This is a genomic window from Enterovibrio calviensis DSM 14347 (assembly GCF_000621165.1).
Lineage (GTDB): Bacteria > Pseudomonadota > Gammaproteobacteria > Enterobacterales > Vibrionaceae > Enterovibrio > Enterovibrio calviensis.
Genome location: NZ_KK211219.1, coordinates 133,390 through 149,731, shown reverse-complemented (window position 1 = coordinate 149,731; position 16,342 = coordinate 133,390). Strand labels below are relative to the sequence as shown.

Below are 16,342 nucleotides of genomic sequence, written 5' to 3'. Positions count from 1 at the left end.
GACAAATGAGATCACGATGAAAACAGTCGACAAAATCCTGCACAAGATAAAACGCGAAGGGGCCATCAGTGCACGCGTATTGGCCGATGAAATGGGCATGACGACCATGGGTATCCGCCAGCATCTGCAAATCATGGAAGATGATGGTCTGTTGGATTTTAGTGATATTCGCGTCAAAGTGGGCCGCCCCACTCGCCATTGGTCATTAACTGCCGAAGGCCATCGTCGATTTGCCGACAGCCATGGCGACCTTGCTATATCAGTGATTGAGTCAGTGGAAAGTTTGTTTGGTGAATCAGGGCTCACCAAGGTGATTCAGCAACGAGAAGAAAAGACGTTGCAACAATATCGCGACGCGCTCAAAGATTGCCATAATTTAAAGGCTAAACTTGAAACCTTGGCTTATCTTAGAGAGAAAGAAGGTTATATGGCAGAGCTTCAGGAAACCGAAACAGGCTTCCTGCTAGTCGAAAATCATTGTCCTATCTGTCAGGCAGCGAAGCGATGCCCAGCCTTGTGCAAATCCGAAAAGCATATCTTTCAAACTGTGCTTGGTGATGAGTATGAGGTCACGCGAGACGAACACATCATAAAGGGACAACGCCGCTGCACTTATAACGTTCAACACAAAAGCTAGCACGCGTCATCCCGATAACTATTTTGCTAAAGGAGTGTGTATGTCGACTTGGATCAAAGCGGAAGTCATTGAAAACAGACGCTGGAATAAAGATCTTTTCAGCCTAACGCTGGACGCCGACGTCGCGCCATTTGCCGCAGGCCAATTTGCCAAGTTGGGCCTTGAGATCGATGGAAAGCTCATCCAGCGCGCATACTCCTATGTTAATCCACCAAGCAGCAAGTACTTAGAAATCTATGCCACCCGCGTAGCCGATGGGCTGCTCTCTCCTCGCCTCCATGAGCTTGAAACGGGTGACACCGTTATGATCACCAAAGAGGCAACGGGTTTTTTCACCTTGGATGATATTCCAGAGAGTGAGCATTTGTGGATGATTTCGACTGGCACCGCGTTAGGTCCATTCCTATCTATCTTGCATGAGCCGGAAGTCTGGCAGCGGTTTCGGAAAGTTGTGCTGATCCATGCTGTACGATTCTCCGCAGACCTGAGCTACCAAGCTGAAATTAATGCGCTGAAGAAAAAGCACAGTGATCAAATCTTGGTCCAGCCGTTTGTCAGCAGAGAGCCAACGGTAGATGCCTTATCAGGGCGAATAACCCATGCGTTGGAAGATGGTATGCTAGAGCGAGTCGTCGGTTTACCGCTCTCGCCGGAGAAAAGCCATGTTATGTTGTGTGGCAATCCTCAAATGGTGAAGGATGTTCGTGCACTGCTGCAACTCAAAGGGCTAGAAAAACACCTTCGCCGTAAGCCTGGGCACATCACCACTGAGCAATACTGGTAAGCGAGAGAACTTTCTCACGTAATTCATCACTCTGGTATTCTCGCTTGAGAGTCTCATTGAAACGTGGCTGTCATTGACGGTCACGAGTTATCGAGACTAAGGCAAATGCCCACATTCTTCTCTCCGCAATCCAAATCAACAACTTTTACATTAACGTCTCTTTATTGAGACAAGGAAATACCGCATATCGTGTTTTCTCTCCCTATCAAGCAATTACCTGTATCAAACTAAAAACACACCAAACCCTGTGAACAACTTCGTCTCATTTATGAGTCATTGATGTGATTGATCGCTCACTTTTTAACCGTATAGTCAAAGGCAAGTCATGCGCTGTCAAAGGAGTAATGCCATGAAAACTCTGCCTTCATTTGATGAATTAAAAGCATTAGCGGAATCCGACCCGCAAGCGCTGGAAGCGTTAAGAATTGAGATGAGCGAAGAGATCATCGAAAGTGCAAACGAAAGCTTGCAACCACAATTGCGAGCCCAAATGAGCCACATTAATCGTGTGATCAGTTCAGGGAAAAACCCTAACCATGTTAATGCGTTATTGATGAAAGAACTGATGCGTCAGTTTGACCGTTTTGCTACGGCCGTCAATGACCCTGCAGCTTTAACTGAGCGAAGCGCAACCGTCACTACATTGCAACCAAAGCGCGACAGAGAAACTGTTGCCGTGGAGGGATAACTCAGTCTTTACGCGGTGGCTAATTGCCACCGCCCTTTTTTTACTCGTACCTGTTATTTCGTAACCTTCGCGTACCAACGTCTGTCCATATCTCGCACATCAACGGTCAAACTGGCGACGTCCGTACCGTGCTGTTTGAGCACATCAAGAAACGCATGACTCAGGTTATGCTTCTGTTTTTCATCGCGCCCATCAAGCAACCACAAGGTCACATGAATAAAGTTTTCTTGGTTGTCGTTTTCCCCGACTAACCATTCATGACTCGCGTAGGCGCGAGATTTAACATCTGCCGCCCCAAACTCCCCGCTGCCTATTGCCGTTTGATGTAAGTCTTCTAGCAATTGACCGATATTGACCCGCTCTGACACCGGATCACTGTACTCCATGACAATATGGGGCATAACTTGCTCCTTGTTACGATATTGAGCCACTTTACCCCAGCATTTCCGACGATTGTTACTGTGATGAGGAATTCTGACCTCAGATCACACCTTGTCATCGACCGAATTTCACGCCAATCCGAAAATTTATAACGAAAATTTGTTACTCAAAGGTTCACATTTCGGCGTAAAACGCGTAAAAACGATGGCATTTATGATTTTGAGCAGGAAATGCTAGCGGGTCTGCTGCTATCGTTCCCAGCAATTGATTTTGATAATTGGATTACGGAGAAATTCCTATGCGCCGTCCACTAGTAATGGGTAACTGGAAACTTAACGGTAACAAGACAATGGTAGCTGAGCTTATCAAAGGTCTTGAAGCTGAACTTAATGGTGTAGAAGGTGTTGATGTTGCTATCGCGCCACCTGTTATGTACTTGGATCTGGCAGAGCAACTGCTAGGTAAAGCGGAAAGCAAAATCATTTTGGGTGCACAGAACGTTGACGTTAACCTAAGCGGCGCGTTCACTGGCGACATCTCTCCAGAGATGCTGAAAGACTTCGGTGCAACTCACATCATCATCGGTCACTCAGAGCGTCGTGAATACCACGAAGAGTCTGACGAGTTCGTTGCTAAGAAATTTGCATTCCTAAAAGAAAATGGCCTGGTTCCAGTTCTTTGTATTGGTGAGTCTGAAGCACAAAACGAAGCAGGCGAAACTGTTGCAGTATGTGCACGTCAACTTGACGCAGTGATCAACACCCAAGGTGTTGAAGCTCTGAACGGCGCAGTGATCGCGTACGAACCAATCTGGGCTATCGGCACAGGTAAAGCAGCAACTGCAGACGACGCACAGCGCATCCACGCAGCAATTCGCGCACACATTGCAGCGAAGAGCGAAGAAGTGGCGAAGAACGTTGTTATCCAATACGGCGGTTCTGTTAAGCCTGAAAACGCGGAAGCATACTTCGCACAACCAGACATCGATGGTGCATTGGTTGGCGGTGCAGCATTGATCGCTGACAGCTTCGCAGCTATCGCTAAAGCGGCAGCAAAAGCGAAAAACTAATTTCGATTAGTCACGCTTATGCGAGAAAAGGAGAAGCCACGGCTTCTCCTTTTTTGTTTGTGGCTTTATCCCTACTAACCCGCCAAGGTATACTGCGTTTTTCCCCAACGCACGGTCTCTGAACATCATGTTCCACATTGTCCTTCACGAACCTCAAATCGCTCCAAATACGGGTAATATCATCCGCTTGGCCGCTAATACAGGCTGTAAACTTCATTTGATTGAGCCACTTGGATTTGATTTTGAAGAGAAGAAACTGCGCCGTGCGGGGCTCGATTACCACGATCTCACCAACGTCACTCGTTACCCTAACTACCAAGCGTTTCTCGATGTGATGTTTGCTGAAGAAATGCCATCAGATACCCCTCAAGAGCGTCGAATCTTCGCCTGCACCACCAAAGGCAGTCGCCCACACTCTGACGTTGAGTATCAAGCAGGAGATATATTTCTGTTTGGTTCGGAAACCTGCGGATTGCCAGATGACATTCGTAATGCTTTCTCGCCTGAACATCGCATTCGGGTGCCAATGATGCCCGATAGCCGAAGCCTCAACTTATCAAACTCGGTGTCGATCATTTGCTATGAAGCATGGCGCCAACTTGGGTTTGATGGCGGATTGTAGACGTAAAAAAAGCAGGCTAGCCTGCTTTTTTCGTGTTTAACGGCGCCTATCTTGCTCACCGTATATCGAAAACATTGGTCATCATGCGGTTTTACCCGTAGAAGCCTGAAGATCATTCGATATTTGGTTGAGTCGAGATGTGGCCTCAACAAGCAGTTCAACTTCCGAGGCACTCTGCGCTGCCATTTCACTGATCTTGTTAACGTTCATGTTTATTTCTTCCACTACACCACTTTGTTCTTCCGCCGCACTGGCCACCAGCAAATTCATGTCGGTCACTTCTGACGTCGCATTGCCAGCCTGAGATAACAATGTGGAAGACTCTTGCGACAGTTTGAGCGTCTGATCACCCATTTCACAGCTCTTTTGCATGGTATCAACGGCTTCTTTCGTCACGCTACTCAGCTGAGCAATCATGGTTTCAATTTCTGACGTCGAATCATGTGTACGCTGGGCCAAACTGCGCACTTCATCTGCAACAACAGCAAAACCACGGCCTTGTTCACCCGCTCGCGCTGCTTCTATCGCTGCGTTGAGGGCCAACAAGTTAGTTTGCTCTGCAATACCTTTGATCACATCAAGCACTGAAGTGATATTACCGCTGTTTTTCTCTAGCTCAGTCAGCGCGACACTACTGAGGTTCAAACTTTCAATTAAAGAGTTGGTTTGCTTCATCGACTCTTGGTTAATACGCATGCTTTCGGATGACTGCTTCGAAGCACTCTCTGTCGCCGCTTGCGTTTGTGTCGCATTATTCGCGATTTCTTGTGCGGTTGCCGACATCTCATTGACCGCCGTCGCCACTTGAAGAATTTCTCCACTCTGAGCGTCTGAATTGCTTTTCACAGCCTGCGCGGCAGTATTCAGCATTTTCACCGCCTCTCCGACCTCATTGGCGACTTTAGCCAGCATGGCATTGGTACTCTTGCGCGTCCCTTCCATGTTTTTCTGCAGCTCACCAATAATGCCCGGCTCATCGACAATCCCCACACGACTGAAATCCCCTGCGGCTTGGACAGCTAACGCATCAGACACCTTCGTGAGCCCCGCATAAATACGATTAAGGATGATCTTCGACATGATGATCGCCACGAGCAATGCCACTATTACGGAAGAAATCACGACAATCTCTAGTGTCACTGCCCTTTCTTCGATATCTAGGACGGCTTTTTCCGTGAATTTACCGACGTCAGTCAACAAGCTATCAACCATTTTGGTGGTGGTTTCAGCCTCTTCTCCCACCACTGCGTCAAGTAATTCCGCTTCGTGATAATGCTTGCCTTCGAGTTCTTTAAAGACGTCTGCAACATGACCCATCCATTTTAAGTGCAATGCGACGGCATCATTGAGCTTATTGTCTGCGGCCTTAAACGCCGTTTTCTCTTCGTCTGTGCCAGTGGTTATCCCATCAGCCAGTAACGATTTAATCTCTTTTTTGTCCTTTTCGACTTTCTCACCCAGCTCATAGAAATAGGCTTTTTCTTTGGCATAATTAGCTTCAGCGTTAGGCTCTTGTCCTACTTCAAGGGCATATCGAAAGGCTTTGTTGTAATGAACACGTTGTTCCACTTGGTGCTCAGTGGCTCGACTGATCGCGGCTAACACGGGGATATCACGGTGTGCTACCCCCTGCACATGGCTTTCGATATAAGCCAATTTATAGAAAACAAAGGCACTCACTATGATTTGAATACCGCACACCAAAGCAACAAACATGTTCAATCGCTGCTTTATGGTAATTGGTGAAGTCATGGCTCATCTCTCCTTTTAGACCCAAAAGTGTCGGGCGCGACACAAGGTTTAATCTGCAAATATTGAATTGCTTAAGGATAAGATTAGCTCTTCGCTTCAAAAGTGAGACATTAATCAGTAATGTTTATCGTTGTTAAGGGTTTATCGATATTCTGGCTCATGACAATGCAAGCGCAAACGTCAGCCTAATTGACAGTCCGCCTTTAGAATTAATTGATGCTCGCGCCGAGCCATTATGCTGCCTGACGGCACTGTCCGTGATCGCCAGCCCTAAGCCAGTGCCGCCACTCGCTCGATCTCGTGCTGTTGATACACGATAGAAAGGCCGGAATATATCATCGAGCATTTCTTCAGGTACGCCCTCTCCATCATCACCCACAATCACTTCCAATGAAGCTCCTGTGACTGACATCGTTACATCGATTTGTTGATTGGCATATTTGATGGCGTTTCGAACCACGTTTTCTAACGCGCTGCAAAGCAATGGCCCGTTCCCTTCGATATTGGCTTCGGGTATGTCGCCATATGTTAAGTGCTTGCCGCACTGCTCTGCTTCAAATTCAGCGTCTTCCAGCAAGGTTTGCCAAAGTTCTGATAAGGAGTAAACATCTCGCTCGGCGTGGCTATTGATTTGCATACGTGACAACGACAGCAAGTCCGCGATCATTTTCTCCATACGCTCAGCTTCGGTATCTATGCGCGCGAGGTTATCACTTTGACCTTGTTTGCGAATCGCAAGCGCATTGGCCATACGAAGTCGCGTTAGCGGCGAGCGTAGCTCGTGAGAAATATCAGACAACAACCGCTGCTGCCCGCTGATCATTTGATTCAGCGCCGTCACCATCTGGTTGAAGCTTGCACCTGCTTGGTGAAATTCTCGTGGTCCTTTTTCCAAATCAGGGTCCGTTTCAAAGCGCCCTTGTGCAACACGTTCAGCCGCAGCTTGCAAGCGACGAGCAGGCCGCGTTACGGCCCAAGCAAGCCATAACAATAATGGGGTGCTCACCAACATGGTGACCAACAACAATTGAAAAGGTCTATCCAGAATCCGAACATAAAACGGTGGCGCTTCACGCCACATTTTGCCCACGTACATCAATGCTTGCTGGTTGCTATCTTCGATAGTAAATGGGCCAGCTAGCATCCAACGACCATAAAGACGCTGCATGGGTTCATCGGGATCATCCGCAAGCGTGACAAAGTTCTTTAACGCACGGCTGCTGCCGTGATGGCCGCGCCCAAACATTTCTCCATCGACATTCGTGAAGTAAAGTTTGATTGGCCCTCTTTCAGGCTGTTTTTTCTGGAACCTTTCCAGTTTCTGTTTAAACGAACCGTGCCCGCTCGCTATTTTCGCAGACACGGCTTCGGCAATCTTTGCGTATTCCGCTTTTGCGCTGACAGGCAAGTTATGCTGCTGTCGAGGATCGCTGTGCTGTGCCATTAATACAGCAATGAGCACCAACATGAGGGTGAGCCAAAAAATAGCAAAAATACGGCCATAAAGGCTTTTTATGGTCGGAAGCTTCATTATGCCTCCACCAGCAAATAGCCACGGCCACGCAACGTTTTAATGCGAGGTTTCCCGTCTTCACGCTCAGGCAGTTTTTTACGAATGTTAGAAATGTGCATATCAATGGCGCGATCAAATGGTGCCAGTCGTTTGCCTAGCACATTTAAACTGATGTCCGCTTTGGCCACGATTGAGCCGGGCTGTCTCACTAAATAGGTCAGCAACGCGGTTTCTGTGCCCGTCAGATCGATCAACTGTTGTTGGCAATAAACTTCCATTTTGCCGGGGAAAATCTCGATGTCTTGATACTCGAGTTTCTCCTGAGCATCGTCGCTGCGTTTATCATCGTGGTTTTTACCTGTACGACGCAAAATCGCCCGCATTCGCGCCAGCAACTCTCTGTCACTGAAAGGCTTAGGGAGGTAATCATCCGCGCCTAGCTCCAAGCCCATAACACGATCAATCTCCTCGCCTTTCGCGGTCAGCATGAGCACAGGTGTCTCCCAACTTTCACGCAAACGACGAAGTGTCTCCATCCCGTTCAATACAGGCATCATGACGTCCAAAAGCACCAAATCAATGCTGTCATTAATTTGATCTAACCCTTGCTGACCGTTATTGGCGATATCCACCTCATAACCTTCAAGCTCCAAAAGGTCGCTAAGTAAGCCAGTTAGTTCAGTGTCATCGTCAATCAGAAGGATTTTGCTCATGGTACGCGCTCGCATAGATGTTATTGGCTCTAGTATCTGCCAATCGTGTCAGTGACGCCATGAGTAAACATCAGGTTTACCTCCCTTTACATTGCTTTACGCTCCATGAACACCGGTTTACGTCTGGGTCAGTAAAGTGAACACATCAACACGAAACACCCAAACCAAATAACAAATCCCAAGCAGCTAGCTTGGAAATAAACCGGAGAGAACATCATGAAATTATCTAAACGCATTGTTGCTACTGTTATCGCACTTCCACTAATGATGGGTTCAATGTCAGCCATGGCATATGGCGGTGGCAAACATCACGATGGCAAAGGCATGATGGGTAAACACCTGCTGCGCGGCATCGACTTAACCGACGAACAAAAAGCAGAGATGAAAACGCTGCGCGAGCAAAGCCGCGACGCGATGAAAGCAGGCAAAGGTGAGATGAAAGCTGGCATGATGGCTGACCGTCAAGAGATGCAAGCCCTGCTGCTCGCTGATAATTTCGACGAATCCCAAATTCGCGTATTGGCAGAAAAAATGGCGGAACAGCAAGTTGAACGTCGTGTGGCGATGATGAAGCGCCAACATGAGATGCTGAATATCCTCACGCCAGAGCAAAAAGTCGAAGTGAAAGCGAACATGGACAAAATGGCTGAGCGCCATCAAGAGCGCATGAAAAAGCACCACTAATCGCAGACATCCATCGCGATACAGTGAGACCTCCCTTCATGCCGGCCCTTGCCGGCATGTTGCATTTCACCGCCACAGTCAGCCGCACACTCTGAGAATAAAAACGTTATACTCTCTCCACTTACTCTTAGTTGTACGTGCACATGACTGAAAAATACGCCCGTTTAGTTCAGATGGCCGCATGGGCGGCAACCATCACTGCATCCTTCCTTTTGCTGATGAAACTGGGAACCTGGTGGTATACCGGCTCAGTCAGCTTGCTGGCGTCGCTCGTCGACTCGCTGATTGACTTACTTGCCTCTGTCACCAACCTTGTCGTGGTGCGTTATGCGCTGCAACCTGCCGACGAGGAACACCGATTTGGTCATGGCAAAGCGGAATCTCTCGCTGCATTGGCTCAAGCGGCCTTCATTGTAGGCTCTGCGTGTTTCTTGTTGCTCAATGGTGTTGAGCGGTTATTCAAACCGACAGAACTCTTTCACCCAGAGGCCGGCGTTGTCATGAGTGGTATTGCCACGGTGATCACCGGAGGGCTCGTGTTGTTCCAAAAGTGGGTGGTGCGACAAACGGGCAGTCAGGCTATCTCGGCAGACTCTCTGCACTACCAATCAGACTTGTACATGAACATTGCCATCATCGTGGCGCTTGGCTTGGCGTGGTATGGCTTCCCAATGGCCGATGCGATCTTCGCGATTGGTATTGGTATTTTCATACTTATCAGCGCATTCAAAATGGCCAACGAAGCGGTTCAGTCGCTGCTTGATCATCAACTTCCCGTGGAAGACCAAGAGAAAATCATGCTGCTAGCTTCAACCGTTTCTGGCGTGGAAGGGGTTCACGACCTGCGTACACGACAGGCTGGCGCAACCCGCTTTATTCAGCTTCACCTCGAGCTAGACGATGATCTGAGGCTGGTCGATGCTCACGTGATTGCCGATGAAGTGGAAGACCGATTAGAGATCGCTTTCCCCGGCGCAGATATCTTAATTCACCAAGATCCGATATCTGTAGTAGGAAAAATCCCTCGTGAGCAAAATTAATACACGACAAACCTCGAAGATTTGCAACGCTTAGTGATATTAATCAACGAAAAAACGTAGTGAAATTGTAATAGTCTTTCATAAGTAGGAAAGTTACAGTTTCAAAGACGTGGTCAGCGAGATAAACTGGCACGTCAATGCATGCTGAGACATACCCGCGTTACCTGATAAGACTTTTCATTGAAAAGCTGGGTGCAAGATTCGCGGTCTTAACATGTGAAAATGGATTTGAAGTTTCAATTCCCAAAGTCAGAGGGTAACCATGGTTAGTAAAATTGGTGTTTTGACCAGTGGCGGTGACGCCCCGGGTATGAATGCAGCCATCCGCGGTGTTGTGCGTGCGGCATTGAGCGAAGGCATTGAAGTGTGCGGTATTTATGACGGCTACCAAGGCCTTCACCAGAACCGTATTGAAAAACTGAACCGCACTAGCGTTTCAGACATGATCAACCGAGGCGGAACGTTCCTTGGTTCTGCGCGCTTCCCTGAATTTAAAGAAGAGAAAGTGCGTGAGCAAGCCATCCAGAACATGAAGATGCATGGCATCGAAGCGCTGGTTGTGATCGGCGGCGACGGTTCATACATGGGTGCGAAAAAGCTAACTGAAATGGGTTTCCCATGCATCGGTCTGCCAGGCACCATTGACAACGATATCCCAGGTACTGACTACACCATCGGTTACCTAACGGCACTAAATACCGTTGTTGAGGCAATCGACCGTCTACGTGATACCTCTTCTTCTCACCAACGTATTTCTATCGTTGAAGTGATGGGTCGCCATTGTGGTGATTTGACCCTGATGGCTTCTATTGCTGGCGGTTGTGAGTACTTCATTACGCCAGAAATCGGCCTAGATAAAGAGAACCTGATCGCTAAGATCAAAGAAGGTATCTACAAAGGCAAGAAGCACGCAATCATCGCGATCACCGAGCTAATGACTGACACCAACGAGTTGGCGAAGTACATCGAAGCAGAAACCGGTCGTGAAACGCGCGCTACCATTTTGGGTCACATTCAGCGTGGCGGTCAGCCTCGTGCATTTGACCGTATCCTTGCTTCTCGCATGGGTGCATTCGCGGTTGATCTATTGATCAAAGGCGAAGGCGGTCGTTGTGTAGGTATCCAGCATGAGCAGCTGGTTCACCACGACATCATCGATGCCATCGAAAACATGCGTCGCCCGTTCCGTCAGGACCTGTACGACGTTGCGAACAAATTGTTCTGATTATTAGTCAGCACAAACAAAAACGGAGCCCTAGGGCTCCGTTTTTTTATTCTGTTTCCGTGGTGTCTTCTTTGTGCCTGGCACCATTTGGTAGTAAAGGCCAGAAACTAAACGGCTAGATACCGTCACCTTCGATAAACTCTGAACTGGTAATGTTTTGGTCCATGTCGAATGAAGGTGTTTCGCTGCTTGGTGTACCAATGATCTTGGCAGGTACGCCCGCTGCAGTCGTGTGCGGAGGCACAGGGATAAGAACGACAGAACACGCCGCTATTTTCGCGCCTTCACCGACTTCAATATTGCCCAGCACTTTTGCGCCCGCACCAATCATGACACCAGTACGAATTTTCGGGTGACGATCGCCACCTTCTTTACCCGTACCACCTAACGTGACGTCCTGAAGAATGGAAACATCATCTTCAACTACGGCGGTTTCACCAATCACGATACCCGTTGCATGGTCAAACATGATGCCTCGGCCAATGCAGGCTGCAGGGTGAACATCCACTTGGCAAGCCACAGAAATTTGGTTTTGCAGGTAGACCGCTAACTCACGACGACCTTGATACCAAAGCCAATTCGCCACACGAAAGCCTTGCAAGGCGTGGAAGCCTTTTAGATACAAAAGTGGGGTTGAGTAAAGCTCAATCGCGGGGTCGCGCTCCACGGTCGCGCAAATATCACACGCTGCAGAGGCCACAATGCTGCTGTCGCCAGCATAGGCTTCTTCCACCACTTCACGAACCGCCATGGCAGGCATGCTTGGGGTCGCAAGCTTGTTGGCGAGAATATAACTGAGTGCGGCCGCTAACGTGTCATGCTTAATGATGGTGGCATGGAAAAAGCTCGCCAGCATAGGCTCACGCTCTGTTTGCTCTTTCGCTTCACGCTTAATGGCCTTCCAGACTTTTTCTTGCTGGCAGCTCTTATCACGGCCTTCACCACACATCCTTTGCATCTTTGTACCTTTTACCCTGCTACTTGTCTTGTTGACGTTCCCATGATGTCACGAGATAGTCAGTGTGACATAGATATACAAACAACCCAATATTGAAACCTTCAGCGATAAGCCTCTTTGGCACCACGATTCTCACAATGCATGCCACTCGTCGCAAAAACAAAAAACGCGAGAAGAGTTCCCGCGTTTTTTCAGACTCAATAATAGTAATACGTTAAATATCGCTATTCAGATGTTCTCTGGCGCGCTAACAAATCTTGCGCAGCCAAGCGCGCATCTTTGTTTTCGTACAGCACCTGATAGATTTGCTCTACGATCGGCATCTCCACGCCAACACGTTTTGCCAATACACGTACTTCTTTGGTGTTACGGTAGCCTTCGACGACCTGACCAATTTCGGTTTGTGCTTCATCTACGCCTTGGCCTTTACCTAACGCCAAACCAAAACGGCGATTACGAGATTGGTTATCGGTACAAGTCAGTACCAAGTCGCCCAAACCCGCCATGCCCATAAAGGTTTCACGCTCTGCGCCAAGTGCCACGCCTAAACGCGTCAACTCAGCAAGACCACGTGTGATCAATGCGGTACGCGCATTCGCCCCAAAGCCGATGCCGTCAGACATGCCCGCGCCAATCGCGATCACGTTTTTGACTGCACCACCAAGCTGCATGCCGACAAAATCACTGTTGCCGTAAACACGGAAGGTACGGCTACAGTGAATCTTCTCTTGCAGATCAGCAACAAACTCGGCGTTAGGTGACGCGACCGAAATCGCGGTTGGCATACCTGCCGCCAGCTCTTTCGCAAACGTTGGGCCTGATAATACCGCCAGCGGCACATCATCACCGAGTTGTTCTTTGGCAACATCTTGAAGTAAACGACCCGTCTCAGGCTCCAATCCTTTCGTTGCCCAACAAATTCGTTGGTCATCGCGAAGAAAAGGTTTTACCTGCGCCAATACCATGCCAAATACATGGCTCGGTACCACGACCAAAATATCGCGTGAAGCTTGAACCGCTTCTTGCAGGTCAGCACTTAAAATCAATGAGTCTGGAAAGGCGACACCCGGCAGAAATGCTTCATTAGAACGATCAATTTCCAACTGCGCCATATGCGCCGCTTCATGCCCCCACAGGACGACATTCGCGCCGTTTCTCGCCAAAGAAATGGCCAGAGAGGTGCCGTATGAACCTGCGCCCAATACGGTCATGGCAACATCTGCCATCGTATGAGTGGCTTGGGTATTTTCTGTCATTGGTGTCGACCCTTTTCGCGACGCTTATGCGTCAGCGTTTTCAGTGTTTTGCGTTTGGTTTTGCAGGTAGTTCATGAACAATGCGTCAAAGTTAACTGGCGCAAGGTTTAGTTGTGGGAACGTACCTTTCACTACCAAGCTTGAAATAGTTTCACGAGCGTATGGGAACAGGATGTTCGGGCAGAATGCGCCTAGGCAATGTGCCAGTTGTGGTGCTTCCATACCGTCAACGCTGAAGATACCGCCTTGTTGAACTTCACACAGGAAGCCAGTCTCTTCGTTGTTTTTCACGGTTACTGTCAAACGAAGTACCACTTCGTAAACGCCTTCACCCAGCTCACGGCTTTGCGTGTCTAGATCTAGGTTTACATCAGGGTTCCACTCTTGCTGAAACACGTCTGGAGAGTTTGGCGCTTCAAAAGACACGTCTTTCAGGAAGATACGTTGAATCGCAAAGTTTTGTGCTTGTTGGTTGGTCGCTGCTTCAGCCATGTTGATAAATCCTTGTTAAATAAACCAATGCGTTCTCGCATTCTAAAATAATTCAGGCAGCCTTTGAGAGCTGCCTGTCGTATAGCTCAACGGTTAGCGTTACTTTTTCTTTTTGTTACGAACCAATGGTAGATTCGCTTCGTTCCACGAAATCAGACCATCTTTTAGTACGCTAACATTCTCAAACCCAGCTTTTGTCAGCAGATTAGCGCTTTCAATTGCCGTCTGGCCGGTCTTACATACCAGAATGATTGGGTCAGATTTATGTTTTTCAATATCACCGTAAGTTTCGGCTTTAATGTCTTTCGCCAAAACGTGAAGTGCGCCAGCAATATGGCCTGCGCGGTACTCGTCACGGCTACGGATATCAACAAACACACCATTTTCACGGTTAACCATTACAGTGGCATCATTTGGCGTGACGATGCGGTACGACGCGGTTTTCTGTTTGACAACAGAAACCACCAGTGCAACGACCAGACCTACCCACACCAGTGACAAAATCAAGTTACTTTGGACAAATTCAATTAACTGCTGCATAGCTCGCTTCTACATTCATGTCGGCAAAAAAATCGACCCCGAGTATAACCTCCCGCGCTCGCAAGTACAGCATGGGCTTGGATTTCCATGCCCTTGTTCACTGTTAACAAAGCGCAAAAACTTGAAATAAATCACACTCGCCCACATTTATTGATTATTGCATTAACAATTAACCGCACAGCATGTCGCTCACGCTTCAACCGACCAAAAGCTGTTGACTTACTACAACTATTTTCCCGCCCTTGATGATCAAGCTGTATCGCTTGAGTGAGAACATCGAGATACAGAGCAAGAGATACGGGAGCTAACCACTTGGCATTACAAATTTTGTTGATATTTTAGCGAAAAAGTTTGCCTACTGCTTAACCAGTAAAATGTAGTAAAGTTACGCTAATTGTTTTTCTATTTTAAACATTGAAATCGACATAAAGAGGACACCGTATGTCAGCTAAGAAGCCTTTGGCACTCGTTATTCTGGATGGATGGGGTTATCGCGAAGATAACAGCGACAACGCCATTGCTAACGCTAACACTCCCGTTCTTGATGGTTTGATGGCGGGCACCAGCACGCTGATCTCTGCATCAGGTATGGATGTAGGTTTGCCAGACGGTCAAATGGGTAACTCTGAAGTTGGTCACACCAACATCGGCGCGGGTCGTATCGTTTACCAAGACCTGACTCGTATCACTAAAGCGATTTCTGATGGCGAGTTTTTCGATAACGCCGTTCTGACTGGCGCTGTAGACAAAGCAGTTAAAGCTGACAAAGCCGTTCATATCATGGGCCTGATGTCTCCAGGTGGCGTTCACAGCCACGAAGATCATATCGCTGCAGCCGTAGAATTGGCGGTTCAGCGTGGCGCTGAGAACGTGTACCTGCACTGCTTCCTTGATGGCCGTGACACACCACCACGCAGTGCGAAAAACTCTCTGGCTCGTTTTGACGAACTGTTCGCGAAACTGGGTAAAGGCCGCACCGCGTCTATCGTGGGTCGTTACTACGCCATGGACCGCGATAACAACTGGGATCGCGTTGAAAAAGCTTACGACCTGCTGACTGAAGCAAAAGGTGACTTCACTTACGCTTCTTCTGTTGAAGCGCTTGAAGCGGCTTACGCGCGTGAAGAGAACGATGAGTTCGTTAAAGCCTCTGAAATCCGCGCTGAAGGTCAACCTGTTGCGTCTATCAATGACGGCGACAGCCTGATTTTCATGAACTTCCGTGCTGACCGTGCGCGTCAAATCGCTCGCACCTTCCTGCCTACTTTTGACGGTTTCAACCGTTCAAAAGTCGCAGAGCTGTCAGATTTCGTGATGCTGACTGAATACGCGTCAGACATCGACGCATCTTGCGCTTACCCGTCAGACAACCTTGTGAATACACTGGGTGAGTGGCTATCAAAAGAAGGTAAAACGCAGCTACGTATTTCTGAAACAGAGAAATATGCACACGTGACTTTCTTCTTCAATGGCGGCGCTGAAGACGCATTTGAAGGCGAAGAGCGCTCGCTAGTTGCTTCTCCTAAGGTAGCCACCTACGACCTTCAACCAGAAATGAGCTCAGAAGAACTGACCGACAAGCTGGTTGCTGCAATTAAGAGCGGTAAGTTCGACCAAATCATCTGTAACTACCCGAATGGCGACATGGTTGGCCACACCGGTGTATACGATGCGGCAGTGAAAGCATGTGAAGCGGTTGATAGCTGTATCGCTCGCGTGGTTGAAGCGATTAAAGAAGTTGACGGCCAACTACTGATCACCGCTGACCACGGTAACGCAGAAATGATGATCGACCCTGAAACGGGCGGCATCCACACGGCTCACACCAATTTGCCAGTACCGCTAATCTACGTAGGTAGCAAAAACATCGAGTTGGTTGAAGGTGGCAAACTGTCTGACCTAGCGCCAACCATGCTGTCTCTGACTGATGTGTCTATCCCATCAGACATGACCGGCAAGCCACTTTACGTTCAAAAGTAATGGTATCT

17 protein-coding genes are annotated in these 16,342 nt (G+C 48.3%); 9 read left to right on the top strand and 8 right to left on the bottom strand.

Features of this window, described 5'->3' with window-relative positions; all coding sequences use genetic code 11:
* Positions 1 to 16 precede the first annotated feature (16 nt).
* The 3 genes from Q365_RS0124650 (at position 17) to Q365_RS0124640 (ending at position 2,109) form a co-directional block, all read left to right on the top strand.
* Positions 17 to 637, top strand: coding sequence for a helix-turn-helix transcriptional regulator (locus tag Q365_RS0124650; protein WP_028025869.1), 621 nt, complete (start codon positions 17 to 19; stop codon positions 635 to 637).
* Between the two features lie 40 nt (positions 638 to 677).
* Positions 678 to 1,421 (top strand): ferredoxin--NADP reductase, encoded by a 744-nt coding sequence (locus Q365_RS0124645; RefSeq protein WP_028025868.1) that lies wholly within the window; start codon positions 678 to 680, stop codon positions 1,419 to 1,421.
* 349 nt (positions 1,422 to 1,770) lie between these two features.
* On the top strand, positions 1,771 to 2,109 hold the full coding sequence (locus tag Q365_RS0124640) for a DUF3135 domain-containing protein (protein WP_028025867.1): 339 nt from the start codon (positions 1,771 to 1,773) through the stop codon (positions 2,107 to 2,109).
* A gap of 53 nt (positions 2,110 to 2,162) precedes the next feature.
* Here Q365_RS0124640 and Q365_RS0124635 read toward each other — a convergent pair whose 3' ends face one another.
* Positions 2,163 to 2,510, bottom strand: a complete 348-nt coding sequence (locus Q365_RS0124635) for a 5-carboxymethyl-2-hydroxymuconate Delta-isomerase (protein WP_028025866.1) — start codon at positions 2,508 to 2,510, stop codon at positions 2,163 to 2,165.
* Between the two features lie 278 nt (positions 2,511 to 2,788).
* On the opposite strand from Q365_RS0124635, the gene tpiA reads away from it, so the two are divergent.
* Positions 2,789 to 3,559, top strand: a complete 771-nt coding sequence (tpiA, locus tag Q365_RS0124630) for a triose-phosphate isomerase (protein ID WP_028025865.1) — start codon at positions 2,789 to 2,791, stop codon at positions 3,557 to 3,559.
* Positions 3,560 to 3,686: 127 nt separating this feature from the next.
* Positions 3,687 to 4,181 carry a tRNA (cytidine(34)-2'-O)-methyltransferase gene (locus Q365_RS0124620; protein WP_028025864.1) on the top strand — a complete coding sequence of 165 codons (495 nt, stop codon included), beginning with the start codon at positions 3,687 to 3,689 and terminating at the stop codon, positions 4,179 to 4,181.
* A gap of 81 nt (positions 4,182 to 4,262) precedes the next feature.
* On the opposite strand, the gene Q365_RS0124615 is transcribed toward Q365_RS0124620, so the two are convergent.
* The 3 genes from Q365_RS0124615 to Q365_RS0124605 all read right to left on the bottom strand — a co-directional run bounded on the left by Q365_RS0124615 (position 4,263) and on the right by Q365_RS0124605 (position 8,159).
* On the bottom strand, positions 4,263 to 5,933 hold the full coding sequence (locus Q365_RS0124615) for a methyl-accepting chemotaxis protein (RefSeq protein ID WP_028025863.1): 1,671 nt from the start codon (positions 5,931 to 5,933) through the stop codon (positions 4,263 to 4,265).
* Positions 5,934 to 6,090: 157 nt separating this feature from the next.
* A complete protein-coding gene (gene cpxA, locus Q365_RS0124610; RefSeq protein ID WP_028025862.1) occupies positions 6,091 to 7,464 on the bottom strand; it encodes an envelope stress sensor histidine kinase CpxA in 1,374 nt (457 codons plus the stop codon).
* Complete coding sequence (locus Q365_RS0124605; protein ID WP_028025861.1) at positions 7,464 to 8,159, bottom strand: response regulator; 696 nt, start codon at positions 8,157 to 8,159, stop codon at positions 7,464 to 7,466. The genes cpxA and Q365_RS0124605 overlap by 1 nt, the downstream gene beginning before the upstream one ends.
* A gap of 216 nt (positions 8,160 to 8,375) precedes the next feature.
* On the opposite strand from Q365_RS0124605, the gene Q365_RS0124600 reads away from it, so the two are divergent.
* The 3 genes from Q365_RS0124600 to pfkA all read left to right on the top strand — a co-directional run bounded on the left by Q365_RS0124600 (position 8,376) and on the right by pfkA (position 11,108).
* Positions 8,376 to 8,843, top strand: coding sequence for a CpxP family protein (locus Q365_RS0124600; protein WP_028025860.1), 468 nt, complete (start codon positions 8,376 to 8,378; stop codon positions 8,841 to 8,843).
* A 143-nt stretch (positions 8,844 to 8,986) separates the two neighbouring features.
* Entirely contained in the window at positions 8,987 to 9,883 is an 897-nt protein-coding gene (gene fieF, locus Q365_RS0124595; RefSeq protein WP_028025859.1) for a CDF family cation-efflux transporter FieF, read from the top strand.
* 262 nt (positions 9,884 to 10,145) lie between these two features.
* Positions 10,146 to 11,108 carry a 6-phosphofructokinase gene (pfkA, locus tag Q365_RS0124590; protein ID WP_028025858.1) on the top strand — a complete coding sequence of 321 codons (963 nt, stop codon included), beginning with the start codon at positions 10,146 to 10,148 and terminating at the stop codon, positions 11,106 to 11,108.
* A gap of 115 nt (positions 11,109 to 11,223) precedes the next feature.
* On the opposite strand, the gene cysE is transcribed toward pfkA, so the two are convergent.
* The 4 genes from cysE to Q365_RS0124570 form a co-directional block, all read right to left on the bottom strand.
* Positions 11,224 to 12,066: a serine O-acetyltransferase gene (cysE, locus tag Q365_RS0124585; protein WP_028025857.1), complete on the bottom strand. Its 843-nt coding sequence runs from the start codon at positions 12,064 to 12,066 to the stop codon at positions 11,224 to 11,226.
* 224 nt (positions 12,067 to 12,290) lie between these two features.
* Positions 12,291 to 13,322 carry an NAD(P)H-dependent glycerol-3-phosphate dehydrogenase gene (gene gpsA, locus Q365_RS0124580; protein ID WP_035025778.1) on the bottom strand — a complete coding sequence of 344 codons (1,032 nt, stop codon included), beginning with the start codon at positions 13,320 to 13,322 and terminating at the stop codon, positions 12,291 to 12,293.
* Positions 13,323 to 13,346: 24 nt separating this feature from the next.
* On the bottom strand, positions 13,347 to 13,814 hold the full coding sequence (gene secB, locus Q365_RS0124575) for a protein-export chaperone SecB (protein WP_028025855.1): 468 nt from the start codon (positions 13,812 to 13,814) through the stop codon (positions 13,347 to 13,349).
* A gap of 99 nt (positions 13,815 to 13,913) precedes the next feature.
* Complete coding sequence (locus Q365_RS0124570) at positions 13,914 to 14,354, bottom strand: rhodanese-like domain-containing protein (protein ID WP_028025854.1); 441 nt, start codon at positions 14,352 to 14,354, stop codon at positions 13,914 to 13,916.
* A gap of 441 nt (positions 14,355 to 14,795) precedes the next feature.
* Between Q365_RS0124570 and gpmM the strand changes: the two genes are divergently transcribed.
* Complete coding sequence (gene gpmM, locus Q365_RS0124565; protein WP_028025853.1) at positions 14,796 to 16,334, top strand: 2,3-bisphosphoglycerate-independent phosphoglycerate mutase; 1,539 nt, start codon at positions 14,796 to 14,798, stop codon at positions 16,332 to 16,334.
* Positions 16,335 to 16,342: the final 8 nt, after the last annotated feature.